This is a genomic window from Massilia pseudoviolaceinigra, from assembly GCF_030846505.1.
In the GTDB taxonomy this organism is placed as follows: domain Bacteria; phylum Pseudomonadota; class Gammaproteobacteria; order Burkholderiales; family Burkholderiaceae_D; genus Telluria_A; species Telluria_A violaceinigra.
The window spans coordinates 1-610 of the sequence record NZ_JAVCWL010000135.1; the positions used below are offsets into that span (position 1 = coordinate 1).

The following is a 610-nucleotide window of genomic DNA, read 5'->3' on the forward strand; positions in this document are numbered from 1 at the left end:
GCAACTGTAGCAAGTGTAGCAAGTGTAGCAGTAGCAGAAGTGAAAAATGTTCACTCAGAGTCATTCCCGCAAGCAACTGTAGCAACTGTAGCAGGTGTAGCAGTAGCAAGAACCGAAAACGCCAAAACGGGTTCGGTAGCAACTGTAGCAACTGTAGCAGTAGCAAACTCCAAATATCCCAAACCAAAATTGGCGGAACCATGGCGCGATGCCTTGGTAGCCGAGTTCATCGAGGTTGACGGATTGTCCCCCGAGCAAGCGCAAGCCATGGCGGCAATCTCCGTCCAGCCGCGCACGCCCGCCGTCTGGCTGGCGATGATTGCAGAACTGAACACGCTGATTAACACGTACTGCGACAGCGCCCAGGTCAGCCAAGAGGCCAAGCAGCGCCTACACGCCGTCGCCGCTTCCCAAAGCCTGGCAAGCATCCCCACAGCAATCGAATGGTTCCGCGCCGAGCTGCGCACCCTGAACGCATCCACCCTACTGAAAGCACAAAATGACTGACAAGTTTATCCCCGCCGCAAACGCCGCCGACCTGTCCGCCCAGTGCGCCGCATTGGTCCGCGCATCGGGCACGTTGATGCACACCCTCATGGTCGACCTTGGC

1 protein-coding gene is annotated in these 610 nt (G+C 57.2%); it reads left to right on the forward strand.

Features of this window, described 5'->3' with window-relative positions:
* Window positions 1-507 (forward strand): hypothetical protein (locus tag RBA40_RS33435; protein WP_306653227.1); only part of this gene is annotated, 507 nt, incomplete at its 5' end.
* Between the last annotated feature and the right edge of the window lie 103 nt (window positions 508-610).